Annotated in this window: 1 protein-coding gene; it reads left to right on the top strand. The window is 73.9% G+C overall.

All coding sequences use genetic code 11. The features are described 5' to 3' along the window. Positions 1–4,133: glycoside hydrolase family 3 N-terminal domain-containing protein (locus tag HGA02_RS12285; RefSeq protein ID WP_168679248.1), on the top strand; the 4,133-nt coding region annotated here is incomplete at both ends.

The following is a 4,133-nucleotide window of genomic DNA, read 5'->3' as shown; positions in this document are numbered from 1 at the left end:
CGGCGACCTCGCGCACACCGGCACGGCGACGGCGTCGCAGTCGCAGGCGGACGCGGACGGCACGTTCCCAGCGTCGGCGGCGGTCGACGGCGACCCGGCGACGCGCTGGGCGAGCGGCAACGGCCCGGACGAGGACGTCGAGTTCACGGCGTGGCTGCAGGTCGACCTGGGCACGACGGCCGAGGTGGACCGCGTCGTGCTCGCGTGGGAGGCGGCGTACGCGACGGTCTACGACGTGCAGGTCGCGACGGCCGCGCCCGACGACCCGGCGTCGTGGACGACGGTGCACGCCGAGCCGGCGGGCGACGGCGGCACCGACGAGATCACGCTCGCCGCACCGACCGACGCCCGCTACGTGCGCGTCCAGATGGACGAGCGCACGAGCTTCGACTGGGAGGCGCCGGTCCTGCACTGGTACGGCTACTCGCTGTTCTCGGTCGAGGTCTTCGGCACGCCCGAGGCGGTCCCGGTGGCCTTCGGCGCGTCGACGGCGACCGTGCCCGCCGGCCAGACGGCGCAGGTGCCGGTGGTCCTGGCGACCGCCGCGGACACGGAGCGCAGCGTCCGCGTCGCCGGCACGGGCGGCACGGCCAGCGCGGGCGGCGACTACACCGCCGTCGACCAGGTAGTCACGTTCGCGCCCGGCACCACGAGCGCGACGGTCGACGTCGCGACGGTCGACCACGGGCCGCTCGCCCCGGCCCGCACGGTCGTCCTCACGCTGAGCGACCCGTCGGACGGCCTGGTGCTGGGCGGCCGCACGACGACGACGCTGACGATCACCCCGCACGGCTCGCTCCCCGACGTCGGCACGGTGACCGTGCTCGACGACTTCGAGGACGGTGTCCCGCAGGGCTGGACGACGTGGGGGATCAGCGCCCCGGTCACGCCCGTGCTCACGACCGCGCCCGGCGACCGGCCGGACAGCGGCGACGTGCTGGTCGCGACGGTCGGCGGCACGCCCGCGCCGGGCGACTGGTTCGGCTTCACGCACGACCTCGCCCCGACGGACTGGTCGGACCACGACGGTTTCACGTTCTGGTTCCGCGGCACCGGTGACGGCGGCCTGCTGCGCTACGAGCTCAAGAGCGGCGGGCAGCTGTTCGAGGAGCGCGTCGTCGACGACACCGCGGGCTGGCGGCAGGTGAGCGTCGCGTTCGCGAACCTGCGACTCAAGAACGACCCGGGCAACGACGCGCGCTTCGACCCGACGGCGTCGACGGGGTTTGCGGTCACCCTCACGGACCTGGGCGCGGGCGCGTGGCAGTTCGACGACGTGGCGCTGTACGACCGGGTCACGACGATCGAGGACGCCGAGGGTGACGTCCCGATCGCGGAGCCGGGCACGACCGTCGGCCTGTTCACGTGGGGCTCGGCCGGCGCGGAGGTGTCGCTCGGCGTCACGGCGATGGACCGCGAGGGCGGCCCGGCGGACAACCACGTCCTGTCGGGCGAGTACCTGATCCCGTCGGGCGGCTGGGGCGGCTTCAGCCAGAACCTCGCCGCGGCGCAGGACTGGTCGTCGTTCCGCGGCATCCGGTTGCTCTGGTACGCGTCGCAGGACACGCGTCCCGCGTCGCCGACGGCCGGTGACGACATCAAGGTCGAGCTCAAGGACGGCGGCCCGGACGGCGAGCACTCCGAGCTGTGGGCGACGACGTTCAAGGACAACTGGTCGCCCGACGGCAGCCGCTGGAAGCTCGTCGAGCTGCCGTTCGACCAGTTCACGCTGGGCGGCTACCAGCCGGGTGACGAGGCGACGCGCAACGGGACGCTCGACCTCACGTCGGCGTGGGGGTACGCGCTGACGTTCGTGCCGAACACCGCGACCCCGGTGGCCTGGGCCGTCGACGACGTGCAGCTCTACGGCTCGGCGGTGCCCGCCCCGACGGCGGAGGTGACGCCCGCGCAGGACGTCGTCCTCGTCGACCCCGGCGAGACCGCGCAGGTCCCGCTCACCCTGACCACCACCGACGGCGCCCCGCTGCCCGAGGACGTCACGGTGGCCTACTCGACGACGGACGGGACCGCGACGGCCGGCGAGCACTACGACACCGCCGACGGCACGCTCACGTTCGCGGCGGGCACGGAGTCCGGCACGACGCAGACCGTCGAGGTCACGACGCACGCCACGGCCGCGCAGGACGACGCCCGCACGCTCGAGCTCACGCTCACGGCGACCGGCGCCGCGGTCGACCGGAACCCGCGGATCGTCCTCAACGCGCTGGGTGCGCCGTACCTCGACCCCGACCGGCCGACCGCCGAGCGCGTCGAGGACCTGCTCGGTCGCATGACGCTCGCGGAGAAGGTCGGTCAGATGACGCAGGCCGAGCGTCTGGGCCTGCAGTCGCCGACGCAGATCGGCGAGCTGGGTCTCGGCTCGGTGCTGTCGGGCGGCGGGTCGGTGCCGCAGGACAACACGCCGGGCGGCTGGGCGGACATGGTCGACGGCTTCCAGCGCGAGGCCCTGGCCAGCCGGCTGCAGGTCCCGATCGTCTACGGCGTCGACGCCGTGCACGGCCACAACAACGTGGTCGGGGCGACGATCTTCCCGCACAACGACGGGCTCGGAGCGGCGCGCGACGCGGACCTCGTCGAGCGCGTGCAGCAGGTCACCGCGCAGGAGGTGCGCGGCACGGGCGTCCCGTGGACGTTCGCGCCGTGCCTGTGCGTGACCCGCGACGAGCGCTGGGGCCGCAGCTACGAGTCGTTCGGCGAGGACCCGGCGCTCGTCACCGCGATGGCCGAGGCGGCCGTGACCGGCCTCCAGGGCCACGACCCGGCCGACCTGTCGGGTCCCGACAAGGTGCTCGCGACCGCGAAGCACTGGGTCGGCGACGGCGGCACGACGTACGTGCCGGAGCAGGCGGGCAACGGCTACCCGATCGACCAGGGCGTCACGCACGTCGCGTCGCTCGACGAGCTGCGCCGCCTGCACGTCGACCCGTACGTGCCCGCGATCGAGGCGGGCGTCGGGACGATCATGCCGTCGTACTCGGCGGTCTCGGTCGACGGCGGCGACCCGGTCCGCATGCACGAGAACGGGGCGCTCAACACCGACCTGCTCAAGGGCGAGCTCGGCTTCGACGGGTTCCTCATCAGCGACTGGGAGGGCATCGACAAGCTGCCGGGCGGCACGTACGCGCAGAAGGCGGCGCGGGCCGTGAACGCGGGGCTCGACATGGCGATGGCGCCGTACAACTTCGGCGCGTTCATCACGTCGACGGTCGCGAACGTCGAGGGCGGCGTCGTGAGCGAGGAGCGCGTCGACGACGCGGTGCGCCGCATCCTCACGCAGAAGTTCGCGCTCGGGCTGTTCGAGCAGCCGTTCGCCGACCGCACGCACACCGCGGACCTCGGCTCGGCCGAGCACCGCGCGGTCGCCCGCGAGGCGGCGGCGCGCAGCCAGGTGCTGCTCAAGAACACGGGCACGCTGCCGCTCGCGAAGGACGCGCACGTGTACGTCGCCGGCTCGAACGCCGACGACCTGGGGAACCAGATGGGCGGCTGGACGGTCTCGTGGCAGGGCGGCTCGGGCGACACGACGACGGGCACGTCGATCCTCGAGGCGATCCAGGCCGTGGACCCGTCGGTGACCTACTCCGAGGACGCGTCGGCGCCCGTCGGGGACGCGACGGTCGGCGTGGTCGTCGTCGGCGAGACGCCCTACGCGGAGGGCGTCGGCGACGTCGGCAACAACGGCAAGAGCCTGTCGCTGTCGACCGCCGACCGGGCCGCGATCGACACGGTGTGCGCCGCGGTCGAGTGCGTCGTGCTCGTCGTCTCCGGCCGTCCGCAGCTCGTGACCGACAAGCTCGACGCGATCGACGCGCTGGTCGCGTCGTGGCTGCCGGGCTCGGAGGGTACGGGTGTCGCGGACGTGCTGTTCGGCGACCAGCCGTTCACCGGCCGCCTGCCCGTGACGTGGCCTGCGTCGGCGGACCAGGTCCCGGTCAACGTGGGCGACCAGAACTACGACCCGCTGTACGCGTACGGCTGGGGCCTGCGCACCGACGCCCAGCGCGACCGCCTGACGACGGCCGCCGCGTCCCTGCCCGCCGGCGACGCGCGCGACGCCGTGCAGGCCGTGCTCGACGCCGACGTCTGGGACGGCGGCACGCTCGACCCCGACG

The organism is Cellulomonas septica, from assembly GCF_012396155.1.
In the GTDB taxonomy this organism is placed as follows: domain Bacteria; phylum Actinomycetota; class Actinomycetes; order Actinomycetales; family Cellulomonadaceae; genus Cellulomonas; species Cellulomonas septica.
Note: the sequence above shows the minus strand (reverse complement) of the source record. Positions and strands in the feature narration are given on the sequence as shown.